This is a genomic window from Pseudozobellia sp. WGM2 (assembly GCF_017810075.1).
GTDB lineage: Bacteria > Bacteroidota > Bacteroidia > Flavobacteriales > Flavobacteriaceae > JADNYK01.
Window position 1 is genome coordinate 50,012 of the sequence record NZ_JADNYK010000003.1, and the last position, 23,960, is coordinate 73,971.

The 23,960-nt window shown below is 39.8% G+C and carries 18 protein-coding genes; 7 read left to right on the forward strand and 11 right to left on the reverse strand.

Going from position 1 to position 23,960, the window contains the following annotated elements:
- Window positions 1–7 precede the first annotated feature (7 nt).
- The 3 genes from fusA to rpsL form a co-directional block, all read right to left on the reverse strand.
- Window positions 8–2,137 carry an elongation factor G gene (gene fusA / locus IV512_RS07295; protein WP_209401998.1) on the reverse strand — a complete coding sequence of 710 codons (2,130 nt, stop codon included), beginning with the start codon at window positions 2,135–2,137 and terminating at the stop codon, window positions 8–10.
- A gap of 6 nt (window positions 2,138–2,143) precedes the next feature.
- Window positions 2,144–2,620 carry a 30S ribosomal protein S7 gene (rpsG, locus tag IV512_RS07300; protein WP_100871008.1) on the reverse strand — a complete coding sequence of 159 codons (477 nt, stop codon included), beginning with the start codon at window positions 2,618–2,620 and terminating at the stop codon, window positions 2,144–2,146.
- Between the two features lie 63 nt (window positions 2,621–2,683).
- On the reverse strand, window positions 2,684–3,058 hold the full coding sequence (gene rpsL / locus IV512_RS07305) for a 30S ribosomal protein S12 (protein WP_010519393.1): 375 nt from the start codon (window positions 3,056–3,058) through the stop codon (window positions 2,684–2,686).
- 667 nt (window positions 3,059–3,725) lie between these two features.
- Between rpsL and IV512_RS07310 the strand changes: the two genes are divergently transcribed.
- The 5 genes from IV512_RS07310 (at window position 3,726) to rlmB (ending at window position 11,334) form a co-directional block, all read left to right on the forward strand.
- A complete protein-coding gene (locus IV512_RS07310) occupies window positions 3,726–6,869 on the forward strand; it encodes a SusC/RagA family TonB-linked outer membrane protein (protein ID WP_209402000.1) in 3,144 nt (1,047 codons plus the stop codon).
- Between the two features lie 6 nt (window positions 6,870–6,875).
- Window positions 6,876–8,324, forward strand: coding sequence for a SusD/RagB family nutrient-binding outer membrane lipoprotein (locus tag IV512_RS07315; RefSeq protein ID WP_209402002.1), 1,449 nt, complete (start codon window positions 6,876–6,878; stop codon window positions 8,322–8,324).
- Between the two features lie 17 nt (window positions 8,325–8,341).
- Complete coding sequence (locus IV512_RS07320) at window positions 8,342–9,265, forward strand: hypothetical protein (protein WP_209402004.1); 924 nt, start codon at window positions 8,342–8,344, stop codon at window positions 9,263–9,265.
- Between the two features lie 23 nt (window positions 9,266–9,288).
- On the forward strand, window positions 9,289–10,527 hold the full coding sequence (locus IV512_RS07325; protein WP_209402006.1) for a hypothetical protein: 1,239 nt from the start codon (window positions 9,289–9,291) through the stop codon (window positions 10,525–10,527).
- Between the two features lie 72 nt (window positions 10,528–10,599).
- Window positions 10,600–11,334 carry a 23S rRNA (guanosine(2251)-2'-O)-methyltransferase RlmB gene (rlmB, locus tag IV512_RS07330; RefSeq protein ID WP_209402008.1) on the forward strand — a complete coding sequence of 245 codons (735 nt, stop codon included), beginning with the start codon at window positions 10,600–10,602 and terminating at the stop codon, window positions 11,332–11,334.
- Between the two features lie 24 nt (window positions 11,335–11,358).
- Here the strand turns inward: rlmB and IV512_RS07335 are convergent, their stop codons facing one another.
- Window positions 11,359–12,096 carry a rhomboid family intramembrane serine protease gene (locus IV512_RS07335; protein ID WP_209402010.1) on the reverse strand — a complete coding sequence of 246 codons (738 nt, stop codon included), beginning with the start codon at window positions 12,094–12,096 and terminating at the stop codon, window positions 11,359–11,361.
- A 147-nt stretch (window positions 12,097–12,243) separates the two neighbouring features.
- Between IV512_RS07335 and IV512_RS07340 the strand changes: the two genes are divergently transcribed.
- Window positions 12,244–13,521, forward strand: a complete 1,278-nt coding sequence (locus IV512_RS07340) for a replication-associated recombination protein A (protein ID WP_209402012.1) — start codon at window positions 12,244–12,246, stop codon at window positions 13,519–13,521.
- Here the strand turns inward: IV512_RS07340 and IV512_RS07345 are convergent.
- From IV512_RS07345 to murC, 7 genes are all read right to left on the reverse strand, one after another.
- The gene (locus IV512_RS07345; RefSeq protein WP_209402014.1) at window positions 13,518–14,453 is read right to left on the reverse strand and encodes a hypothetical protein; all 936 of its coding nucleotides are present in this window, start codon (window positions 14,451–14,453) and stop codon (window positions 13,518–13,520) included. The two genes, IV512_RS07340 and IV512_RS07345, sit on opposite strands and share 4 nt — an antisense overlap.
- A gap of 86 nt (window positions 14,454–14,539) precedes the next feature.
- Window positions 14,540–15,973 (reverse strand): DUF5723 family protein, encoded by a 1,434-nt coding sequence (locus tag IV512_RS07350; RefSeq protein WP_209402016.1) that lies wholly within the window; start codon window positions 15,971–15,973, stop codon window positions 14,540–14,542.
- On the reverse strand, window positions 15,970–16,521 hold the full coding sequence (locus IV512_RS07355; protein ID WP_209402018.1) for a hypothetical protein: 552 nt from the start codon (window positions 16,519–16,521) through the stop codon (window positions 15,970–15,972). Before IV512_RS07355 ends, IV512_RS07350 begins: the two co-directional genes overlap by 4 nt.
- A gap of 54 nt (window positions 16,522–16,575) precedes the next feature.
- Entirely contained in the window at window positions 16,576–17,265 is a 690-nt protein-coding gene (locus IV512_RS07360; protein WP_209402020.1) for a YjjG family noncanonical pyrimidine nucleotidase, read from the reverse strand.
- On the reverse strand, window positions 17,258–18,556 hold the full coding sequence (locus IV512_RS07365; RefSeq protein WP_209402022.1) for a polysaccharide deacetylase family protein: 1,299 nt from the start codon (window positions 18,554–18,556) through the stop codon (window positions 17,258–17,260). Before IV512_RS07365 ends, IV512_RS07360 begins: the two co-directional genes overlap by 8 nt.
- A 38-nt stretch (window positions 18,557–18,594) precedes the next feature.
- Window positions 18,595–19,293, reverse strand: coding sequence for a DNA repair protein RadC (radC, locus tag IV512_RS07370; RefSeq protein WP_209402025.1), 699 nt, complete (start codon window positions 19,291–19,293; stop codon window positions 18,595–18,597).
- A gap of 166 nt (window positions 19,294–19,459) precedes the next feature.
- On the reverse strand, window positions 19,460–20,818 hold the full coding sequence (murC, locus tag IV512_RS07375) for a UDP-N-acetylmuramate--L-alanine ligase (RefSeq protein ID WP_209402027.1): 1,359 nt from the start codon (window positions 20,816–20,818) through the stop codon (window positions 19,460–19,462).
- A gap of 362 nt (window positions 20,819–21,180) precedes the next feature.
- Here murC and IV512_RS07380 point away from each other — a divergent pair, with 362 nt between their 5' ends.
- Complete coding sequence (locus IV512_RS07380) at window positions 21,181–23,958, forward strand: gliding motility-associated C-terminal domain-containing protein (RefSeq protein ID WP_209402029.1); 2,778 nt, start codon at window positions 21,181–21,183, stop codon at window positions 23,956–23,958.
- The last annotated feature ends 2 nt before the right edge of the window (window positions 23,959–23,960 follow it).

Genomic DNA, 23,960 nt, shown 5'->3' on the forward strand with positions numbered 1-23,960 from the left:
CTAACAATTAAGCGGTTACACCTTTAGCTGCCTTAATAACTTCTTCTGCAATATTGGATGGAGTCTCAGCATAATGAGAGAATTCCATTGTTGACGTTGCCCTACCAGACGATAGAGTTCTCAATGAAGTAACATATCCAAACATTTCAGATAATGGCACAGTACCTTTTACAACCTTCGACCCAGCTCTATCACTCATATTAGAGATAGTACCTCTTCTTCGGTTCAAATCGCCTACGATATCACCCATATTTTCTTCAGGGGTAAGAACCTCGATCTTCATAATCGGCTCCATAAGTACCGCACCTGCAGCTTTAGCCGCAGCTTTGTAACCCAATTTCGCTGCCAATTCGAAAGATAATGAATCGGAATCCACCGCGTGAAAACTACCGTCCTTAAGAACGACCTTCATACTATCCATCTCGAAACCAGCCAAAGGACCATTCTTCATAGCATCTTTAAACCCTTTCTCAACAGCAGGAATAAACTCTTTAGGAACATTACCACCCTTGATTTGGTTTACAAACTCAAGACCTTCAGCTTCCTCATCTTCAACAGGACCCATAGTAAATACGATATCCGCAAATTTACCACGACCACCTGATTGTTTCTTATAAGTCTCTCTGTGATCAGCATCCCTAGTAAGAGATTCTTTATATTCAACCTGAGGCTGACCTTGGTTAACCTCAACTTTGAATTCACGTCTTAAACGGTCTACAATAATATCTAAGTGAAGTTCGCCCATACCAGAAATAATGGTCTGGCCAGAAGCCTCATCTGTTTTCACCTGAAAAGTAGGATCTTCTTCAGCCAACTTAGCCAAAGCCATACCTAACTTATCTACATCAGCCTTAGTTTTAGGCTCAACTGCAATACCGATTACAGGATCAGGAAAATCCATACTCTCCAAAATAATAGGAGCCTTCTCAGAAGACATGGTATCACCAGTCTTAATATCTTTAAAACCTACAGCTGCACCAATATCACCAGCTTCGATAAAATCGATAGCATTTTGTTTATTGGAGTGCATCTGGTAGATTCGAGAAATTCGTTCTTTTTTACCCGAACGGTTGTTCAATATGTAAGAACCAGCATCTAAACGGCCAGAATATGTTCTAAAGAAAGCCAATCGACCTACGAAAGGGTCAGTAGCAATTTTGAACGCCAATGCCGAAAATGGCTCCTTAACGTTAGGACTCCTAGTAATAGATTCACCAGTCTCAGGATCAGTACCTACTATATCATCTTTATCGATTGGCGAAGGCAAATACCTACAAACACAATCCAATAAAAACTGTACCCCTTTATTTTTAAAGGACGAACCACAAACCATAGGAATGATAGCCCTATCCATAACCGCAGCTCTTAAAGCCGCATGAACTTCTTCTTCGGTGATAGAATCTTCATCTTCGAAGAATTTCTCCATCAACTCCTCATCATATTCAGCAACAGCTTCAATTAAAGCAGCTCTATATTCTTTAACTTCAGCTTTCATTTCTTCAGGAATATCGACAACATCAAATGTTGAACCGAAATTCTCATCATGCCAAACAATAGCTCTGTTCTTAGCCAAATCAATGATGCCTCTAAAGTCAGCCTCATCACCAATAGGCAATACGATTGGAACTGCATTTGAACCCAACATTTCTTTAACCTGCTTACACACATTCAAGAAGTTGGCCCCTTGGCGGTCCATTTTGTTCACAAAACCAATACGTGGCACTTTATAATTATCAGCCAATCGCCAGTTCGTTTCCGACTGTGGCTCAACACCATCAACGGCACTAAACAAAAACACCAAACCATCTAACACACGTAAAGAACGGTTAACTTCTACCGTAAAATCAACGTGACCAGGGGTGTCAATAATATTAAAGTGATAATCTTTCGTATCAGGTAATGCCTGTGCATTTTCCATAGGAAACTTCCATGTACATGTAGTAGCCGCAGAAGTAATGGTTATACCACGTTCTTGCTCTTGCTCCATCCAGTCCATAGTCGCCGCACCGTCATGCACCTCCCCTATCTTATGGCTCACACCAGTATAAAAAAGGATTCTTTCGGTAGTCGTCGTCTTACCGGCATCAATATGCGCAGCAATACCTATATTTCTTGTATATTTTAAATCTCTTGCCATTTCTGATTAAAATCTAAAGTGGGAAAATGCTTTGTTCGCCTCTGCCATTTTATGAGTATCAACCCTCTTCTTAACCGCAGCACCCTCTTCTTTCGAAGCAGCCAAAACCTCGGCAGCTAATTTTTGAGCCATACCTTTTTCATTACGCTTTCTCGCAAAACTGATCAACCACTTCATAGCCGTTGAAATCTTGCGATCCGGACGAATTTGCATAGGAATTTGAAATGTAGCACCACCAACCCTTCTACTTCTTACCTCAACATGGGGCATTACATTGGAAAGAGCATCTTTCCATAATTCTAAAGCTGATTTCTCATCATCAGTCTTTTTTTCTTCTACGATATCCATTGCATCGTAAAAAACACTAAAGGCCACGGATTTTTTACCATCCCACATCATCATGTTCACAAAACGCGTTACCAATTGATCACCGAATCTAGGATCCGGCAAGAGCGGTCTCTTTTTTGCCTGTCTTTTTCTCATTTTGTTAATTTTCGGATGTCAATATCAGCTCAAAGAAGCCAATCGACCCTCCTTTTAAATCATTTACTTCTTAGGTCGTTTTGCACCGTATTTTGATCTTCGCTGAGTTCGACCCGCAACACCTGCGGTATCAAGAGCCCCTCTCACGATATGATATCTAACACCAGGCAAATCCTTAACCCTTCCGCCCCTTACTAATACTATCGAGTGCTCTTGGAGGTTGTGACCTTCTCCGGGTATATAAGCGTTAACCTCTTTACCGTTCGTCAATCTAACCCTAGCTACTTTTCGCATAGCTGAGTTAGGCTTCTTAGGCGTAGTGGTGTAAACACGCGTACAAACCCCTCTTCTCTGAGGACACGAATCCAAAGCCGCCGATTTACTCTTCTTAGTAATCGTGGACCTTCCTTTTCGTACTAACTGTGAAATTGTTGGCATACTATATTATATATGTAAAAATAACCCCTTGTTTAAGGGTCGGCAAATGTAAGACTATTTCGTAAAAATTCAAATTCTTAAACATTAATTTTCAAAGATTTATTTCAATAGCCAAAAAGAACAGCCGCCACACCGCTTTCATAACCCTATCTACACAACTCAATATCTACGAAACATAATTGATTATTGATTGCAAAAAACCAACCAACCAACGTAGAACCTTAAAAACTAAATGAATGAATCAATGAGACAAACGAGTATACTATATGACCTAGAAGACAACCTAACGAAACCAAAATATCAACAAATGCATTTTTATACACAAAACCACCAATATATAAGATAATACATTTAACTAAATCAAATATAACTTTGGTATATGTAGTATAAATCTTGTTAATTAATGGAGATAATGTTCATTACCTAATAATTGAAGATTCCAAAATAATTTAACACAATCGACTATTGATTTCTATAAAAAAGCTCATTTACTCCATGCTTTCGTAACAGTATAGCAATATTCTGTGTAATTATCACAAAAAAAGCAGCAAAAAGCTAGTATTCTAACATCCATATTGCTATGCACGCATAATTTATAGTTAAAAATAATTGCATTATTAACGTTAAATTAAGACTTTTGCCAACAGCTAATTCAAATAATTATAAAATGAGAGCAAAACACAAAGGATTGTTGACGCTGTTCTTGGCGTTATTCGTGCAGATTTCTTTTGCACAAAACAAAACCATTTCGGGTACGGTCTCTGATCAAGACGGTTTACCTTTACCCGGGGTAAACATAGTCGTTCAGGGAACTACCAATGGTACTCAAACCGATTTTGATGGAAATTATTCTATTCAAGCGGAACAGGGTGATGTATTACTTTTCACCTATATCGGTCAAAAAGAACAAAGACAAACAGTAGGTTCAAGTAATACTGTAAACGTTCAAATGACCGAAGACGCTGAAGCCCTTGAAGAAGTAGTAGTTACGGCTTTAGGCATTAAAAGGGAAGAAAAGTCGGTCGGTTATGCCGTTCAAAATGTGAAAGGCGACGATATAGCGCAAGCCAGAGAGTCTAACTTGGTCAATGCCTTGAGCGGAAAAGTCTCAGGTGTGCAAATCACCAATAGTAGTGGTGCGGCCGGTTCGTCTGCTAGAATCGTTTTACGTGGTGCCACTTCGATTACAGGTAACAATCAACCTTTATTTGTTGTTGATGGAATACCTATTGATAACAGTAATCAGGGAAACGCCGATGCTTTCGGTGGAATTGACCTACCGAATGGCGCGGCAGATATTAACCCTGACGACATAGCTTCGGTCTCTGTTCTTAAAGGACCTAACGCCGCGGCATTATATGGATTACGTGCTGCTAATGGTGTTATAGTAATCACAACTAAAAGAGGTTCTAAGAATTCCACTCTTGGAGTGAGCATAAGTAGCTCAGTTAGTTTTGAAAACCCATTATTACTTCCTTCTTTTCAAAACTCTTATGGCCAAGGTAATGTCTCAAACTTTTTTGAGTGGGTAGACGGTACATCAGGCAATGGTGGAGTTGATGAAAGCTGGGGTCCACCAACGGATGTAGGCCTAGAATTTGTTCAATGGAATTCTTATCAAGTAGGTGGCAGACCATTACCATGGGTTTCTCAGCCAGATAATATTAAAGATTTTTACAATACAGGTATAACCACTAATAATAACGTTTCACTTAGTGGTGGTGGTGAAAAATCATCGGTAAGATTATCTTTCGCTAATTTTGATCAAAAAGGTATGGTCCCCTTCACTGGGTTTGAGAGATACACTGTGAGTGGTAACGCTGACCACCAGTTTTCAGATTTCTTGAGTGCCGGTATAAATGCAAGATATATCAAATCTTATAGTGACAATGTAGTTCAACAAGGTTACACCAACGATAACCCTACTCAGCAAATCAATGGATTTTCAGGAAGAAACGTTGATTTTCAAGCGTTACGTGATTGGAGAAATTTACCACTATCCCCCGCAGGAACTGCTGCCGAAGGAACTCCTTTAAACTGGAATACAGTTTATCAAAACAACCCATATTGGCAATTGGAAACCAACACTAATGCGTTCAATAAAGATCGTATTATTGGAGGTGCCAATGTAACTTTGAACCTAACCCCCGAACTTTCTCTTACCGGTAAGACGGGTATTGATTCATGGTCTGCCGTAACCAACAGAAGAAGGGCTAAAGGTTCGAACAGTGCCCCAGAAGGTTCATTTAGCCTTGAAACGGAAAGAAGGTTTGAAATCAATACCGAAGCCCTGCTATCATATACTACTTCATTGAGCGAAGATTTTGACTTTTCATTGAATCTTGGTGCCAATACGTTGCAAAGAACTTATGATAGAATCTATCAAGAAGCAGAACAATTAGAGTTACCAGAAGTTTACAATATTTCAAATGTAAAATCGGGTACAACAGCAATCAATACTAACTACGAAAGCGAACAAAGAATTAATAGTGTTTTTGGTTTCGGCCAAATTGCTTTTAGAAACTACCTCTTTCTTGATTTTACCGCTAGAAATGATTGGGCAAGTATTCTTCCTGTAGAAAACAATTCATTTTTCTACCCATCAGCCACTTTAAGTGCAGCCCTTAGTGATATCTTTTCAATGAACAGAGATATCGTTTCTCTATTCAAATTAAGGGGTGGTTGGTCAAAAGTTGGTAGCACAGGTACATTAGACCCTTATCAATTGCAACCGGTTTATCAGTTTAGTGATACTCCGTTCGGCAGTACCTCATTAGCGTTTTTCCCTAACTTACTGAATAACCCTAACATAGGCCCTGAAACCACAACAGGTTATGAATTTGGTGTCGATTTACGTTTATTCAAAAATAGATTGAGATTTGATGCTACTTATTATGATTCTACTAGTGAAGACCTAATTGTACAGGTTGATGTGTCATCTGCCAGTGGTATTGGTCAAACACTTCAAAACATTGGTGAAATGAGAAACAAGGGGGTTGAAATACAATTGGGCGGTACTTTAGTAAGAACCGAAGACCTAACTGTAGATTTAGACCTTAATTTTGCTGCTAATGAAAACGAAGTTGTTTCCCTGGGTGACAACCTAGAAACTTTAAGATTGGGAGGACAATGGAATGTTGACACTGAAGCCCGTGTCGGCCAGCCATATGGTGTAATTTTCGGACCTGGTTTCGAAAGAAGCCCAAGCGGCGAGGTCGTTTATAGAAATGGTTTGCCTCAGATCGATCCTAATAGTAAAGTACTAGGTGATATTGCTCCTGATTGGACAGGTGGTGCAAATCTTTCCGTAAGCTATAAAAACTGGAACTTCAGTGGTCTCGTAGATGCTAAAATCGGTGGAGACATTTACTCAATCACAAATACTTGGGGTCGATACGGTGGTATACTTGAAGAAACCCTAGTTGGGCGTGAAACCGGTATAGTCGGAGATGGTGTTAAATTAGCAGACGACGGAACCTATGTTCCTAATGACGTAGTCGTCCCGGCCAAGCAGTTTAATCAAACCGCATTTAGTAATGCCATTGCAGAAAGCTCTGTTTTTGATGCTTCTTACGTAAAACTAAGACAACTTTCACTTGGCTACAGTATCCCAAGAAATCTATTTAAGAACACACCATTACAATCGTTCGTGATTTCGGTTGTTGGACGTAACTTGGCAATATTGCACAAGAATGCTCCGCATATCGATCCAGAAAGTGCATTTAGTGATTCAAACGGGAATCAGGGTCTAGAATCAGGCCAGATACCTTCAGCTAGAAGTGTAGGAGTCAACATTAACGTAAAATTCTAAGGACAGATGAAACAGAAAATTTATAAAAATTCCATTTTTATCGCGCTTGCGGCCTTTTTCGTGATAGGTTGCGACAATGATTTTGAGGAATTAAACCAAAACCCTAACGACCCAACTGCGGTTCCAGCTGAATTGCTTCTGGGAAGTACATTGTTCAACACTGCAAATACCGTATATAACGTGTTTGGCTCTTTAGATCAAGGAGCCGGGTGGGCACAACATATGGCTAAGGTTCAGTATAACGATGAAATGAGATATATTCCAAGAGAAGGTACAATTTCGGCTATCTGGGATAATTTCTATCGCATAACCACATCCGATTCACAAAAGATGTATGAATTGGGTGCAGATCAAGAAAACACCGCCATTCAAGGTGTTGCCAGAATTTTGCAAGCCTACGGTTTTCTTATGCTAACCGATATTTATGGTGATGTACCTTTCTCTGAAGCGCTTCAGGCCGAAGCAGGTAATACAACTCCGGTCTATGATACGCAAGAAGATGTATATACCGGTTCCATTGCCTATTTAGACGAAGCTATATCATTAATATCAGCTGGCGGATCGATTGATGCCAGTCAAGACCTATTATATGCCGGAGACGCGAATAAATGGATAAAATTTGCAACCTCTTTAAAGTTTAGAGCTTTAATGCGTATTTCTGGTAGCACAAACGTTGCTTCACAGCTTCAGGCAACAGTTAATAGCGGTAATCTATTTTCTTCCACTGATGAGGAAGCCAAATTTTCCTATTTAGAATCCGATCCAAATGCCAATCCAATTTTTGAAACAGTAGTTTTTGGCACAAGAGGGGAATACAAAATCAATGAAACATTAGTTGAATATATGGACGGGACCAACGGCATGGATGACCCTAGGTTACCCGTTTATGCTCAGGAAAATGAAGATGGTATCATAAGAGGTAAGCCTTCAGGTTTTAGAGACCTTCCAAGCCCAGACTACAACTACACTAATGTATCTGCCCTTGGAGAGAGATTCTTATCGCCTACTTTACCTGGTTATTTTCTTTCTTATACCGAGCTACAATTTTTATTGGCTGAAGCCGCTAGTAAAGGTTTTATATCAGGTGGGGATAGCGCCGCAGAGGCCTTTTATTTAGAAGGTATAAGTTCATCTATGACCGAAAACGGAGTAGCCGACTCTTTCGATGCTTATGTAGGTCAGTCCGCTGTCGCATATGATGCAGCGGGTGCTCTTAACAAAATTGCATTACAAAAGTGGATTGCCCTATACAGTCAAGGTATGGAAACTTGGATTGAATGGAGGAGAACAGATTTCCCTGTGCTGACTCCAGCAGCTGAAAATGATTTGGGATCAATTCCAATCAGATTTACCTATCCTAGAGATGAGCAGTCATTGAACAGAGTCAATTATGAAGCTGCGGTGTCTGGTCAGGGAGAAGATAGACTGACCACACCAGTAAGTTGGGATAACTAATCTTAAAAAAAATTACAATGAAAAGAATATATTATTTTACAATAGCTTTATCGGCTTTATTCATTTTGCAGTCATGCGATCAAGATTTGCCGGAAAACGAAGCGATAACTATAGCCTCTGAGGGAGGTGCTCTTTCTGTTGGGTCAAGTTTGGGTTACGTAGTAGGTAGCGAAGGCCCGACTACTTCTAGGGCAAGTTTTATTCAAGGAGATGTAAAAACTACCAAAGTAGAAGTTTATAAATCTTTTGAGTCTCCTACGGATACGACAAAAAGTGATGAAATTTTGTTCAGAACTTTTGATATTAGCGAACAGGGCGAAGGAGCTCAAGTCGTGATTGATCTACCTTTTGATTACCAAGATTTAGCAGAAGGCCTAACTTTAGATAAAGGTAGTTTACCTGATGAAGATAGTGGTTTAAATATTGGTGACTTCTGGACACTGCGCTATGTATCCACGACATCGAATGGGACAATAGTTGAAAATTCGGTAAGTACGAAAGTTTCTGTCAGCACTAGATTTGCAGGTAAATACGCTGTAAACACAGGTGTTTATTATCGTATCGGTGTTTTGAGAGATGATGTTGCCTTTCCTGATGAGATGACCATAGAATCAGTTGATGCTACTACGTATAGAATAGTTGATTATTTTGGTGCTTTCGAAGGAAATGAACTTTTTTTCCAAATCGATGCAGACGGTATAATTACCTATCCTGAAAACAAGCCGAACGGTGATGCTCAAGTAGGTAATGGAGAACCATTGATTACGTGTACTTCAAGTCCGAATAACATGACCAATGTACCTTGTGGCGCAAGTGAATCTAACTTTGTACAACAAGACGATGTTAACGGTGAAGACGTTTTATTTATGACTTTTGGTTACTTAACTGCTGGTTCAGGACCTAGGGAGTTTTATCAAGTACTCGAAAAGATTGTCGATTAACCATATATCCAAAATAAAAAAAGATGAAAAATAATTTAATAATACCTATGAGTTTTCTCTTCGGCCTTTTTTTGTTGGTCGGTTGTGAAAATCAAGATGACAACGTAGGGGCAAGTACATTAGTACCCTCTGCAGGTGCTAGTCTTTCAGTAGACATTCCTTTCGGCACCAATAACACTCTTGTCGAGCAGAATGCCAGTTACGATTTCACGGTAACTATCAGCGAACCACAAATTGTCGATGTTAAAATTTCAATAGCACAAACTGCAGGTAATGCAACTTCTGGTGATGACTTCACCATTCCTTCATCCATCATTATACCAGCTTTTGCGACCTCTGCAACAGGCAGCTTTGCAATTCTTGAAGATGAAATAGCTGAAGGTCCGGAAAGCGTTACTATAACTGTGGGTAATGAAAGAACCGCCAATGCAAACCTTAGCCCTGCTTCCTTTACATTTAATATTGGAAACCTGACCGCTGGAGAACTTGAAGTTGGGCTTTCTTGGGCTGCATCAGAAACGGTAACCGACAATGGTGGTACTGAAATTAGTGCAACAGATTTAGCTGATTTGGTTTTACAGATTCAAGATGCCTCCGGTGCGGTAATCCACGAGGCTGATGGAGCAGCTTTTGAAGCTTCTACTATTACCGCTGAGGATCCTGACGGAGAATATTTTATAGTAGCAAAATTCTTTGATGCAATGGACATACCTGCAGATTTAAATCTCTCTACTTCATTTGATCAAGTTGGTGTTCTTAACGCCGATTCTTATGATTTTGAAGCCGCGCTTAATACTCAGTTCGTTTGTGACAACAACTTTTACACTTTAAATAAAGTGACTAAAAGTGGAGACAGCTTTACTATTGAAAGTGTTGGCGAAGCGAGTAGTTACCCACAAGACATTACTGGTACTTATGAGGTGATAAGTAATGGTGAATCTACTGATGACGGACCTGAGAACAATCCATTGGTGGCATTTATGTCAACTGTTGAAATCACCGATAACGGTGATGGTACCTATACAACATCTGACGGTTGGGCTGGAGTTTATATTGAATGGTATTCTATTTATGGAAATACAGAACCAGAACCTCAAGTATTGGCCCTAGATATCTGTGAAGGCACGCTTTCTAGTTCTTGGACGGATATATTTGGCGGAACCCATGAACTTACAGGTACAGTCAATGCAGATGGTACGATTGCTGTAAGAATTGACAATTCTTTCGGAGATTTTGTAGATGCAATTTATACACCACAGTAAAGTAAAATAATACATATACTTGAAATAAAGAAACCACCCTTATAAGGGTGGTTTTTTAGTTATATTTACCCCATGCAAAAAACTACACAGGTATATGGCATTCGTGCCGTTATTGAGGCTATTAGCTCTAATGAACCCATTGACAAGGTCTTTATTCAAAAAGGGCTTAAAGGCGACCTGTCCAGGGAATTAGAAGGTTTACTTAGAAAGAATGGGATAAAAGCTTCGTATGTGCCAATTGAAAAACTAAATCATTTAACCAAAAATAACCATCAAGGTGTAGTTGCAAATATCTCCCCTATTACATTCTTCAACTTAGAAGAATTGGTCGAAACGGTTACTCAAAAGAAAGAAAGCCCATTATTTCTGTTACTCGACCAACTTTCCGATGTACGCAACTTTGGTGCTATTATACGAACTGCCGAATGCACTGGTGTTGATGGAATTATCATTCAAAAAAAGGGAGCAGCCCCTGTAACGGCTGACACGATTAAGACTTCGGCCGGTGCCGTTTTCAAAATACCTATTGCGAAGGTAGACCACATAAAAGATGCTGTATACTATTTACAAGCTAGTAATATTTCTGTGGTTGCCGCAACCGAAAAAACAGATGATTTCATTTATAATATTGATTTCAAAGTACCAACTGCCATTGTCATGGGTTCTGAAGATCGAGGTATATCACCTTCAACATTAAAAGCAGTCGACCATTTAGCCAAAATACCCTTGCTGGGTAAAATAGGCTCTTTAAATGTTTCCGTGGCCTGTGCGGTTTTTCTATACGAGGCGGTTAGACAGAGAACTTAATTGTGGCTTTACCTTTATAACGGATTAAAATTTTTCATCTTTTTCTTTATCTTTCCATTGATAAACGATTTTAATTTTTTCTCCTGTCACTTCTTCCTTTTGGTCTCCAATAAAATTGCCATCTTCATCAAACTGTCGTAAAAACTCATCGGCTTCCTCATTGTAATCTTCATGTTCCCAATCGTACTTTTTAACTGGCGGTACGGGACTTTTTATGGTGAACGCCAATAGCAATCCGGAAAGAAAGCCTCCCAAGTGCCCTTCCCAAGATATACCCTCTTCAATCGGAAAAATATACCATAACATGCTTCCGTAAATAAATACTATAATAAGTGATAGGGCCACTAGTCTGTAGTGCTTGGTTTTTATCCCTTTAAAAAAAATAAAACTGGCCAAGAGATAAATCACTCCACTAGCTCCTATATGAAAAGACGGGCGGCCCACCGCCCAAATGAAAAATCCGGATATTAAAACTCCCAGAATCAATACTCTCCAAGCAATCTTGCGATAAAAGTAAAACAGTGATGCCGTTAGAACTGCCAACGGAATGGTGTTATTATACAAATGTTCGACCGAACCATGAATAAACGGGCTGAAAACCACACCTCTTAATCCTGAAAGCTTTTGGGGATAGATTCCATATTCATTTAAGTTCATTTTGAATTGCAATTCCATCCAAAATACCGTCCATATCGCTAATATGGCCATTAAGGGAGCTACAACGACAGAATTCGTAAACTTAAAATAGTGGTTATCGACCATACTGTGAATCTAGCAATAAGTCAGCCATTCATCAAATTACTGAAAGATTGTCATTTCACCACTTAACGGCTTACTCTGCTATTGTAAAGAAGACCAACATTCTTATATATTCTTGAATTCTGAATTAACTTATTATACTTTTGCAAGATGAACGAACCTTTAGCAGAACGGATCAGGCCAAAAAGTCTCGATGAATACATAAGCCAAAATCATTTGGTCGGCGAGAAAGGTTCTTTGACTCAACAAATAAAAAAAGGCGTAATTCCTTCGTTGATATTTTGGGGACCACCTGGCACAGGAAAGACAACTTTGGCAAATATAATAGCCCGTGAAAGTGAAAGACCCTTCTATACTTTAAGTGCCATAAACAGTGGTGTGAAAGATATTAGGGAAGTAATCGACAAGGCGAAACAAAGTGGTGGACTGTTTACCGCTAAAAACCCCATTTTATTTATTGATGAAATACACCGTTTTAGTAAATCACAACAAGATTCATTGCTTGCGGCCGTAGAAAAAGGTTGGGTCACCTTGATCGGTGCTACTACGGAGAACCCAAGTTTTGAAGTTATTCCCGCTTTACTATCGCGATGTCAAGTCTATGTTTTGAATGCCTTCGGAAAAGAAGATCTCGAAAATCTTATCAAAAGAGCAATGAAGGAAGATTCAATTCTGAAAACCAAGAGTATAACCCTCAAAGAAACAGAGGCCTTACTTCGTTTATCAGGGGGCGATGGTAGAAAGTTATTGAATATTTTCGAATTGATTATCAATTCGGTCGAAGGCGATAAAATTATAATTACCGATGAACTGGTAATGGGTAGGGTTCAAAAAAACACCGTACTCTATGATAAAACCGGCGAGCAACATTACGACATCATTTCGGCCTTTATAAAATCGATACGCGGTAGCGACCCTAACGGGGCGGTATACTGGCTAGCACGAATGATAGAAGGTGGGGAAGATGTGAAGTTCATCGCCCGCAGATTACTTATTTCCGCTTCAGAAGATATTGGCCTTGCCAACCCTACTGCTTTGGTCATTGCCAACAATGCCTTTCAGGCAGTTACTACGATTGGTTATCCCGAAGCGAGAATTATTCTCAGCCAGTGTGCTATATATTTAGCAACTTCACCTAAGAGCAATGCCAGCTATTCAGCTATCAAAAAGGCGCAGCAAAAAGTTAGGGAGACGGGAGACCTTTCGGTACCGTTACCACTAAGAAATGCCCCTACCAAACTGATGAAAGACTTAGGCTATGGTAGTGAATACCAATACGCCCATGATTATGATAACAACTTTGTTGATATGGAGTTCCTTCCCGAAGAAATTTCCGGAACTTCATTCTATTCTCCGGGCAATAACTCTCGAGAGAATAGTATAAAAGAGTTTCTTAAAAATAGATGGAAAGGTAAATACGAGGCTTAGAATTTAATATCAAGTTCTTCGGTTACCAATTCCCCCTCTAAATAATATTCGAAATACCATTTTCCTTCGTTCATGAATACCGTGCCTGACCTATCATCACCTTGTGCCAAATAATAATCAGGCACAGAGGTTTTCTTTAATTTAAGCACTATTTGAGGAGTACTATCTACCAACTGATAACCATTCTCCAGCTCTTGGGCATATAACACGCCACTACTTGGTTTGGCATTAGAAATCTTAAGCTGATTTTTAGAAGAACTTTTAATATCTGAAGGCTTAGGGGTTTTATCTACATAGCTTTGCTGTTCACGAGTAGCCATCTGCTCAACCATTTCCCGTTTTTCTTCGCCCTTAGTAAAATCAGAATCTTTTGGGGAATGGTCTTTGAAACTTTGATTCTCGACAGTAGCCTGCTGTTCAACCATGCTTTTTGCATTTTTAGGCTTTTTCGCATCCTTAACATCATTGGCAAAACTTACGGTAATAGGTGCAGAATTTTCAGCCTTACCTGAATATACATAGTTCAAGGTTTGAACAGATTTAAATGCCTCTCTGATAGCTTCATTATACGAGTCTTTGAAATCTTTTTCCTTGCTTTTACCTTCTTGCGTAGCCAAAATCTCCTTCCCTTGGCAATCTTTCAACATCAAAGCAGTTTTGGTAGTAAACATCGAAGAGTCATCAACTAGACTTACCGTTAGACCCAAACAGCGATTGGCATTCAACTCCATTGGCAAATCGTCTTCATAAGCAGTTTCAAATCCTTTTTCAGTAAATAAATGTTTGACCAAAGTACTGGTTTGATACTGGTTTTGTTTTTTGAAACCATCAAACTTTTTGGGTACAATAATATACTTAAAGTCGTTAAGTTGTTTTTGAGCCATACTCGTAACACTTGCCATTAAAAATAGGGCTAGAAATAAATGCTTCACAATCAGTTCAATTTAACTATTTACAAAAGAAGAGATGAAAAAAGCGTGCCAAATATCGCCTTAAAAGAAATTCGGTTAGACAAACATCATCTTGCCCCCCAAGATATGATATTTAATCCTAATTGAAAAGAAGCATATTGACTGGCAGCTACGTTGCGGTAAGCCAAAAGATTGTCGGCCATAACGTAGAAATTCATTGGGCCGGCTTGAAGACTCATACCCAAACCAATGTTGGTATATGAAAATTTGTCTACCGTATAGGCCGCCTTCATGCTGAGAATATTACCAAAACGTCTTTGGTAAAAAGCACTCAATGCTGCCTGCGGCCCTCTCGGCCTGTTAATCACATAAAGCTGGGCACCTACACTGTTAACGTATTTTGCTCGATTGGCAGGAGACCGTACGGCATTGACTCCACAATCACAACTGGCTCTACCCTCTACAGGTTCACCAAAATTATAACGTAATGAAGCGTAAAGTTTAGTGGGTCGAAAAGACACATAACTATTTGTATTATCGTCAAACGGAACAAAATTCTCTACGTCATCTACCAAATCTTCCCAAAAATCGGTATTCGGGTCATCAAATGCATCTGGCAAAACTACCTCAACCCCTTCTATCGTGGCCGTACCATTTAGCGTAAAATTCTTTACATCATTGGTGTGATAAATAAACCCTAAGTCTAAAAGACTAGCGGTCAAAACCACCTGTTCATTGAGGTGATAGGTAAAACCAAGGTCAAAGCCTAATCCTAGATTACCACCGAATAAGGCGCGTTTTATAACAGTACCGGCCGTATTCTCTTCATCGAAAGAATCTTTTAGCGAGTTGAGACCCGATGTACGTAATTGCATATCGGCCTCTAGAGTGCTGACGAAAATATTACTTTCTCCAGGACGGGTAACAAAATACCCACGGTTTTTGGTAGAATTAAAGTCAAATATACTAGAGTAAATTTTAGCCCTACCTCCTACGGTCAAACCATCTCTTACCTGTTTGTTCATGCCAAAATGAAAAACGTTCACCAACTCGCCTCGTGTCTTCAAATGGCCCAAGTCAAAACGTTGGTTCAGTCTGTCGGCATTTCCCTCAAAGGCCAGCACCGCATAATCTTTAAACCAATACCCGATGGCATCACCCTCTAAGTACATTCCTCCGGTGAAAAAATGATCAGGATTTCGACCTCGAAACCCGAAGATCAAAAATTCAACTTGAAAAGTCCCGCTCAGCTCATCTCGTGGAGTCATTCCATTTATAGCGCGATCACGTATTTTATCATTGATGCGCTGCCCATCATTGGCAAAGATATCATTCACAGATATGCCACTGGAGCCTGCCTGAAATGAAATTCCAGAAAGTGCAGGAATACCCGTATACCATTGAAAATCTGCTTCTACACCGGGGTTGACCATTGCTGCCTGCGGAATTTCAACAAAATCGTAGAGCAATTGCTTATTTTGACCCTGCACAACAAAGCCGGCCCATAACAAGACAAGGAATAAAATTTTGTGAAGACTCATTTTATTCTGACTCGAAATTTAGCACTTGATTTGATAATTATTTTTGGATCGTCTTCAGTTGAAACGCTAACATTATCACCGCGATTAGTGGTGGTTACCCGAATACTTGAAGTATTTTTAATGATTTCTATACTGCGTCCAGAATCGCCATATGCAACAATAATTTGTTGTTCAGCGGTCGGTGTGGGCTGAATGGTAAAAGTATCTACAGGGCCCAGTACATTACCTTGCTCGTCAAGAAACTCAATAGTTATATCTAATTGCTTACTTGTCGTATTTTCAATTATATAGGTAACCGCCCCTTCTAAGACTCTTTCTGAAAAGGCGTCATAACTAAATGCATCGAAATTGAAATTTTGGGAAAAAACTACATTTGCAGGTGCTTGATTGATCATCGTTTCAGGTGCCTCTACATAAAGCATACTTGCTTCTATAGTAGGCGTTACCTCAATCTCGTCATATTGACCAAAATCTTGATCTTCAATACAAGATGATAATGTACCGATGATAACAACGCAAAATATAAAACACTTGGAAAGCAATCTCATTGTATAACCGATTTATAAAGTCACAGAGACTTTCTTGGCCATACCTATATAACTCTATAAAAATGATTTTATTTCAATTAAATCATGAATCATTTTGCAGTATTCGTGCTCTGGTTCTTGGTGGGCATTAAAGTGTAGCGCATGATAACCCGAAGACAGAGCGCCTTGTATATCTGCCTCTAAATTATCGCCGATCATTAAAGATTTATCGGCAGTAGTACCAGCCTTCTCCAGAGCTAATTCAAAAATAATAGGATTGGGTTTTTTGACACCTGCCATTTCAGAGTCGATAATTTGGTCAAAATAACCGTGTATGCCCGAATTTCTCAGCTTTTTGCCCTGAACTTCTTGAAAACCATTGGTGATAATATGAAGCTTATAAGAAGGACGAAGATACTCTAGCGTATTAATCGCATTCGGAAATAGATGATTGTAACCAGAAAGTTTCGAAATATAATCATCAGACATTTTATGGATAACCGCATCTGGCACCGGATAGTTCAAATCGTCAAAAACTGTTTTGAGGCGTTGATAACGAAGGTCTTCCTTGGTGATTTTCTCTTCTCGATACAACTTCCAAAAGGCAAGGTTGGCAGGCACATACACCTTTAAAAAATCATTCAGGTCAACGTTAATACTATGCTCAAAAAGAATTTTTTCAAAGGTCAGTGCTGAATTCTTCTCAAAATCCCATAAAGTATGATCTAAATCGAAAAATATATCGGTAACGGTATTCTTAAACATTAAAACGCTTTAAAATATTTAGGTACAACTCCTTCCAATCGACCTTATGTGATGTATCACCCAACAACTCATTTGAAAAGACGGTTAAAAAGTGTCCGTTCACATTTTTTATCTCTGTGTGCAGCGCACCCACTTTTTCCAAAATCTTTTCTTGTTCTTTCAAATTGACCAAAGCATAGTCATGAATCGCAAAGGGGTGAATTCTTATAGGTTGCTGAATTTCAAGATTGATATCATAAAAATAAAACGGTGTACAGCTGCCTGCCCGAAAACCAATTTCATGAGTGTAGCCCATTGTATAGTCATCAGTAAACTCAGCCTCTATCAAGTTTCTATACGTTTGCGGAATATGAATTCTATTATAGCGCATACGAGAGGCTTCAACCGACCTGTTGATGACTCCGGCAAGATTCTTACGTTCCTTTTTCAGCAACTCATTGTCTTCAAAAGAACTATACGATCCAGCTAAAGCTATTGTACTGTAATCTGAAATTGATTTTATGAGATGCCTGAATTTATTATGGTTGGGCGAAACATTCTTATCGTAGGTCGAATAGGTGGCGAACTGAAAAAAGAAAATACTTCTAATACTTAATTGCTTGTGCTGATCGACAAGAAAATCAAAATTATTGTACGGATCGTTTTCAGGGTAGAACCACACTTTGACACGTTCTGCTACCCGCCTGAATTTGAAACTGCCCAAATCATAGAACAAACCTGCTAAGCTTCTCACAAAACCTCGATGGGCATAACTATGGGAAGCAGTTACATCTATTAAAGAAGTAAACTGGTAGTCTCTGGTCTTGCGCTCTAATTCAGGAAATCGTTCTTGAAGTAGGCCTAAAAGTTTATAAGCCCACATATCGACTACGGGCAAATGAAGAAAACTATTCATGTAGGCCAAACTATCTTTTGGTGAAAACCTACCATGAATATCTTTCATGTGAGGCAAATATTCTTCATAACGACTCAACAGATAAAAGCTTGCCGAGAATATATCGAAAGGAACATTGCTTCGTTCATCGGCACTGAAGAAACAGGGCACCCCCTCCCAATTGCGAACCGTAATCTGTAAATCGTTGATGCCCTGCTCGAACAACAGGTCGTTACTTCGCACAAAAAACTCATTTTGAAGAGCCTGTTTGGTGTATGTGATCTTAGCCCCGGTATGCTTAATAAAATCTTCGACCTTGGTAGTAAAAGATATATCTATACCCAAAATTCGCGTAAACAAATGCCTCATCACATAGGTGAGGCGCGGTGTAATTTTATGGCTGTAGATTAATAACATCTAAAATTCTATCTTAAAAAGGTATTGAGAACGGCACTTTAGAGTATACCTTTATCAGCAAAACTATAATAATCATTTTGGGTTATGATCAAATGATCTAAAACTTTCACGTCTAGTGCTTCCGCACCGCGTTTTAGTTTCTGCGTAATTTTGCGGTCTTGCTCACTAGGTCTCAGAGTACCCGATGGGTGATTATGGGCAAGAATAATAGCTACCGACCCTAATTCCAAAGCTTGTTTCATAACAATTCGAACATCCACTAGGGTACCGGTAAGACCGCCCTTACTAAGTTGAGCCCTGTGTAATACCTTATTGGCATTGTTCAAATAAAGAATCCAAAATTCTTCATGCTCCAGTTCGCCAATAATCGGCTGCAGAAGCTCATAGGCGTCTTTACTACTTCCTATTTTAGCCACTTTCCTCGCCTCTTCTCCCCTTCTTCTACGTCCAATTTCGAGGGCTGCGGCAATCGTAACCGCTTTGGCCTCTCCTATCCCCTTAAATTGCATCAACTGTTTGATCGAAAGCTTCCCAAGCTCATTCAAGTTATTTTCTACGGATGCCAAGATGCGTTTAGACAATTCCACTGCACTTTCATTTCTGCTACCAGAGCCGATTAGAATAGCAATCAACTCTGCATCCGAAAGTACAGACCTTCCTTTTTGTACTAGTTTTTCTCGGGGCTTATCGTCGTCTGACCAATGCTTAATAGAGAATGAGGTTTGCTTTTCCTGCATTTGATAAAGATAATGAACAAAAATTTTAACGTTTTTGATTGCCGAATAACGAATGAACACAATCAACCAAAATAAAGTGGCCTTTAAAAAACGTGAAAACAATCTACATCAAAATCATAAGAAATGATAGAGATCCGTATGAAAAAACTCTAGCTGATAAAAGACATTAAATTTCAATCTTAGATTTTACCTCCTTTAAATCTAGCCCTCCATAATTACCGGAACTCATAAGAAGTAAAATGGAGTTACTATACTCTTGATCAAAAATATACTTATGAAAAGCATCGGCCTTCGTAAAAATTCGAAGGTCTTCTCTTTTGAATGCTTCCGATATCTGCTCGGGTGAAACCGGCGCCAATTTCTTTATGGCTACCGATTCGGGCAAATAGAAAACTACCGCTTCATCAGCGGCATCTAGAGCATTTTGGTATTCTTTTAGAAATTCGGGGTTAAAACTACTGTAAGTGTGAAGTTCAAGACAAGCTATCAACTTTCGATTGGGGTACTGTTCTTTAACTGCCCTAGTGGTAGCCGACACCTTGCTTGGGGAATGGGCAAAGTCTTTATAAGCAACACTTGACTTACCCTCTGCGATTTTCTCCAATCGTTTTGAAGCCCCTTTAAAAGTGGCAATTGCCTCATAAAAATCATCTTCATCGACGCCCATATTTTGGCAAATCCATTTGGCACCCGCTAAATTACTTAAGTTGTGCTTTCCAAAGACCTCAATAGGCATAGGGCCTTCCGAGGTTTCCAATAAGGTCTGACCATCTTCTACACTATATTCGGGTGTGGTATACGGTAATTTTCGAATTGCATTTTCCGACGCCTCGACGACCTTCTTCACCTCAACATCTTCATCATTATAAGTGATGCTTCCACCCTTTACGATGCTATCGACGAAAATTTGAAACTGCTCAACATAGTTCTCGAATGTAGGAAATACATTAATGTGATCCCAAGCGATTCCGCTCAACAAGGCAATATTAGGTCGGTATAGATGAAATTTGGGTCTTCTGTCTATAGGTGAAGATAAATATTCATCACCCTCGAGCACTATAAAATCATTTTCTTCGGTAAGGTGAACCATTCGTTCAAATCCGTCAAGTTGTGCCCCGACCATATAATCGACTTGAATATCATGATAGTTCAGCACATGTAAGATCATTGAAGTAATCGAAGTCTTTCCATGACTTCCTCCAATAACTACCCTTGTTTTGTGTTTAGATTGTTCGTAGAGAAATTCAGGGTATGAATAAATTGTTAACCCTAACTCTTGGGCTCTTAATAACTCTGGGTTATCAGGTTTGGCATGCATTCCCAAAATTACCGCATCGAGACCTTCGTGAATTTTCTCAGGAAACCATCCGAAGCTATCTGGCAACAACCCCTTTTCGGCCAAACGGCTTTTTGAGGGTTCAAAAATCACGTCATCACTTCCAGAAATGAAATAACCTTTATGTTCTAAAGCTAGGGCCAAATTGTGCATGGCACTTCCGCCGATAGCTATGAAATGAATTTGCATGTAGTATGTATTTCCGACAAATATAGAGATAGATAATCGGAAAAACGGACCAAATTAAGGGTTGATGTTTAGAAAAAGGGTTGGTTTTCTATCTTAAAAAATCGATGAAATGCACGGTCTTTAAGTTTGCTGTCTACTCATTTCGTAAGATTCACCCTTCAAAACTCTTCATTGACAACATTTATTCGTGCTTAGCCATAGGCCAAATTACATTTGTTTTATCGAGTCTGGGGCAATCGGACTATAAATAACCAAGCATGACATACCCGAATCTCATGAGCCATTGCTTTAAATGGCTTTTCTTTCTCATCATATTTCTTCTATCTAATCAAGCTTTTTCGCAATGCGCGGGGTCAAACGGCATGGTTACTATTTGTAATAAAGATGCGGATGACACGAACAAGACCTTTGACCTATTTGCACAATTGAACGGCACCCCTCTACCTGGTGGTGTGTGGTCTACCAATGATCCGGCCAATTTTTTTGCCTTAGATCGCGATACGGGAATTGTCAACCTCTGGGAAGTAAAAAATTCTGGCCTACATGAATTCACTTATACCAATAATAACTGCGGTGATTCGGCCACCGTAACCGTTAGTCTGGGCGGTTACCCTGGTGAAGACAATATAGATGGTACGGCCGATGCCTGCGGAGATGACCCATCGGTTAACCTTCATGCCTATATTGGAGATGAGACGGAAGGAAAATTTCAAGATTTTAATGGTATCTGGGATGCAGTTACCCCCTCTGCGGCACCTTACCTCGAAAACAATTTCTTTAATGCTCAGGAAGCGGGTACCGGAGTTTACGAATTTACCCATACCGTACCGGCTGTAGGCACCTGTGCGAGTCGGCAAGTACGCTTAATATTAGAAGTACAACGTCCCGCAAATTCAGGAATCGGTACAAGCCTTACCGTTTGTACCACCGACGACCTTTCAGGCTTAACTAATTTTGATTTAGATAGTTTACTTGAAGATGAAGACGAAAACGGAACATGGTCTGAAGGAGCTTCTACAAATCAATTAGATGACCTGACCGACCATACTATCGATATTCAGGCTATAAGAGACAATAATATTTCAGGAACTTTCTCATTTACTTATACAGTTTACCCCTCACATGCGGTCTGTACCATTCATCGTACTTCGGTCGACATCATTATTCTACCGACGTTGCGAGGAACCATGCAAGCTGATAATTTCTGTGCAGGCCCCACCAACTACACTATTGAGATTACCGATTATGACAACACCTTGATTCATATGGGTACTTATGAAGGCAGCTATACGCTTACATCGACAAGCGGAATCAGTGGAGGCACCACATCTATCAGCTTGAACAATGATAGAACGGGTTCATTTACCATAGATGCAAGTAATGTGGTCTTGAATGAAGATACCACCTTGGAAATCACCTCTATGGGTGAAGGGGTCTGCCCCAATATTCAAGTGCCTCCTGTTTCATTCATTGTTACCGACCCAAATGCATCCGTTTCCGACACTTGTCTTAACTTAGAAATTCCAGTTTCGCTGAACAATATCTTCGATGCATCATTAAACCAAGCAAACGGCAACTATGATGTAAATTATACATTGACAGCACCTGATGGCGACGAAACCACATTCTTAGCAAGTTCAGTGGCTTTTAGTTCGGGCACTGCATCTTTTAACATACCTAGTGATCAAGCTACCGAGAGTGGAGCTTATGATATCAGCTTCGTTGTCGACAGTGGCTTTGAACTTGGGTGTGAAATAACAACGAGTTTTAGTATTATACCTCCCCCTGAATCTATTGACCTCAATCTGGTAGTGAACAATTCGTGCAATGCCACCCAAATAGATGTTTTGGTCAACGCCCCTAGTTTAGCTGATGGCGATTACGACATTACCTACGATGTTATTAGCCAAAGTTCAGGGCAGGTGGTTTTAGAAAACACCATCAATTTCAGTGGTGGAACTGCATCTTATGACCTTGACGTAGCCTCACTAGACCCTGGCAACTATACAGTAAGCGTAAGAAGCTCACAAGACGACACAACCCTCTGTAGAACTATATTTGATTTTGAGGAAAGTGAAAACTTTGCCATCGAGGGCGTTCCCGCACTTCCGGTAGCAGAAACAAATCAGACTTTTTGTCTAAGTCTGTTTAGTGAAAACGAACCAAGTCTTGCCGATATCAATGTAACCGCCAATGGTGAAATACTTTTCTATGCTACTGCTACGGATATGGATATTCTTTCTATGGATACCATACTTGTCGATGGAGAAGACTATTTTATTTCCAATACCGACCCCAATAACAATTGTGAAGGTTCAGATAGAATACAGGTAACGGTAACCCTTTCAGACCCGGAAGCACCAACAGCCCTAAACACCAACCCTACGTTCTGTGCATCTGAAGAACCGAATGTTCAGAGTTTAGATACCCATGTCAATGCAAACGGAAATAATATCATTTGGTTCGATACCGCTACCGGTGGAAGTCCGTTAGACCCAACAACTTTAATAGTTGACAATGTCAGCTATTTTGCGGCCTCTGAAGGTACCGACCAATGTTCTAGCTCTGAAAGAATAGAAATAACACCTACGGTTTATGGACTGGAACCAGCATCGTTGGAATTTTCAAATTTGGCACTTTGCGGACTGGACAACCCCACCATTTATGACCTACGGCAAGTAGAAAGCAACAACCCTTTCGAGGTTTTATGGTACGACACCCCTGAAGAAGGAACTCCGTTAAACGAAGAAACTTTACTGCAAACCCAGACAACCTACTATGCGGTAAGTTTTAATCCAAATACAGGTTGTATGAATACGGAGCGCATGGCGGTTACCGTCGATTTGACAAACTGTGACCCTGAAGATTACGGATTTTTTATACCTGATGGATTTTCACCCAATGGCGACGGTAGAAACGATACTTTCTTCGTGCCTAACATTGAAATCATATTTCCGGAATATACCCTAGAAATTCTGAACAGATATGGCGCTACTTTATTCAAAGGCAATCAATCTAAACCTGCTTGGAACGGTTCCGATGGTGGGCAAGTGGCTCCCAATGGCGTTTATTTCTATGTAATAAACTATAACAAAGACGGCCACGAACCAATTCAAGGTCGACTATACCTCAACCGTTAACC

Excerpts from the sequence above, each read along its gene's own strand:
- IV512_RS07335 (WP_209402010.1), bottom strand. The coding sequence starts at position 12,096 with ATGGTCGATAACCACTATTTTAAGTTTACGAATTCTGTCGTTGTAGCT.
- IV512_RS07380 (WP_209402029.1), top strand. The coding sequence starts at position 21,181 with ATGGTTACTATTTGTAATAAAGATGCGGATGACACGAACAAGACCTTT.
- IV512_RS07310 (WP_209402000.1), top strand. The coding sequence starts at position 3,726 with ATGAGAGCAAAACACAAAGGATTGTTGACGCTGTTCTTGGCGTTATTC.
- IV512_RS07325 (WP_209402006.1), top strand. The coding sequence starts at position 9,289 with ATGAAAAATAATTTAATAATACCTATGAGTTTTCTCTTCGGCCTTTTT.
- rpsG (WP_100871008.1), bottom strand. The coding sequence starts at position 2,620 with ATGAGAAAAAGACAGGCAAAAAAGAGACCGCTCTTGCCGGATCCTAGA.
- IV512_RS07320 (WP_209402004.1), top strand. The coding sequence starts at position 8,342 with ATGAAAAGAATATATTATTTTACAATAGCTTTATCGGCTTTATTCATT.
- IV512_RS07365 (WP_209402022.1), bottom strand. The coding sequence starts at position 18,556 with ATGTTATTAATCTACAGCCATAAAATTACACCGCGCCTCACCTATGTG.
- IV512_RS07340 (WP_209402012.1), top strand. The coding sequence starts at position 12,244 with ATGAACGAACCTTTAGCAGAACGGATCAGGCCAAAAAGTCTCGATGAA.
- rlmB (WP_209402008.1), top strand. The coding sequence starts at position 10,600 with ATGCAAAAAACTACACAGGTATATGGCATTCGTGCCGTTATTGAGGCT.
- IV512_RS07355 (WP_209402018.1), bottom strand. The coding sequence starts at position 16,521 with ATGAGATTGCTTTCCAAGTGTTTTATATTTTGCGTTGTTATCATCGGT.
- IV512_RS07350 (WP_209402016.1), bottom strand. The coding sequence starts at position 15,973 with ATGAGTCTTCACAAAATTTTATTCCTTGTCTTGTTATGGGCCGGCTTT.
- fusA (WP_209401998.1), bottom strand. The coding sequence starts at position 2,137 with ATGGCAAGAGATTTAAAATATACAAGAAATATAGGTATTGCTGCGCAT.
- IV512_RS07315 (WP_209402002.1), top strand. The coding sequence starts at position 6,876 with ATGAAACAGAAAATTTATAAAAATTCCATTTTTATCGCGCTTGCGGCC.
- rpsL (WP_010519393.1), bottom strand. The coding sequence starts at position 3,058 with ATGCCAACAATTTCACAGTTAGTACGAAAAGGAAGGTCCACGATTACT.
- IV512_RS07360 (WP_209402020.1), bottom strand. The coding sequence starts at position 17,265 with ATGTTTAAGAATACCGTTACCGATATATTTTTCGATTTAGATCATACT.
- murC (WP_209402027.1), bottom strand. The coding sequence starts at position 20,818 with ATGCAAATTCATTTCATAGCTATCGGCGGAAGTGCCATGCACAATTTG.
- radC (WP_209402025.1), bottom strand. The coding sequence starts at position 19,293 with ATGCAGGAAAAGCAAACCTCATTCTCTATTAAGCATTGGTCAGACGAC.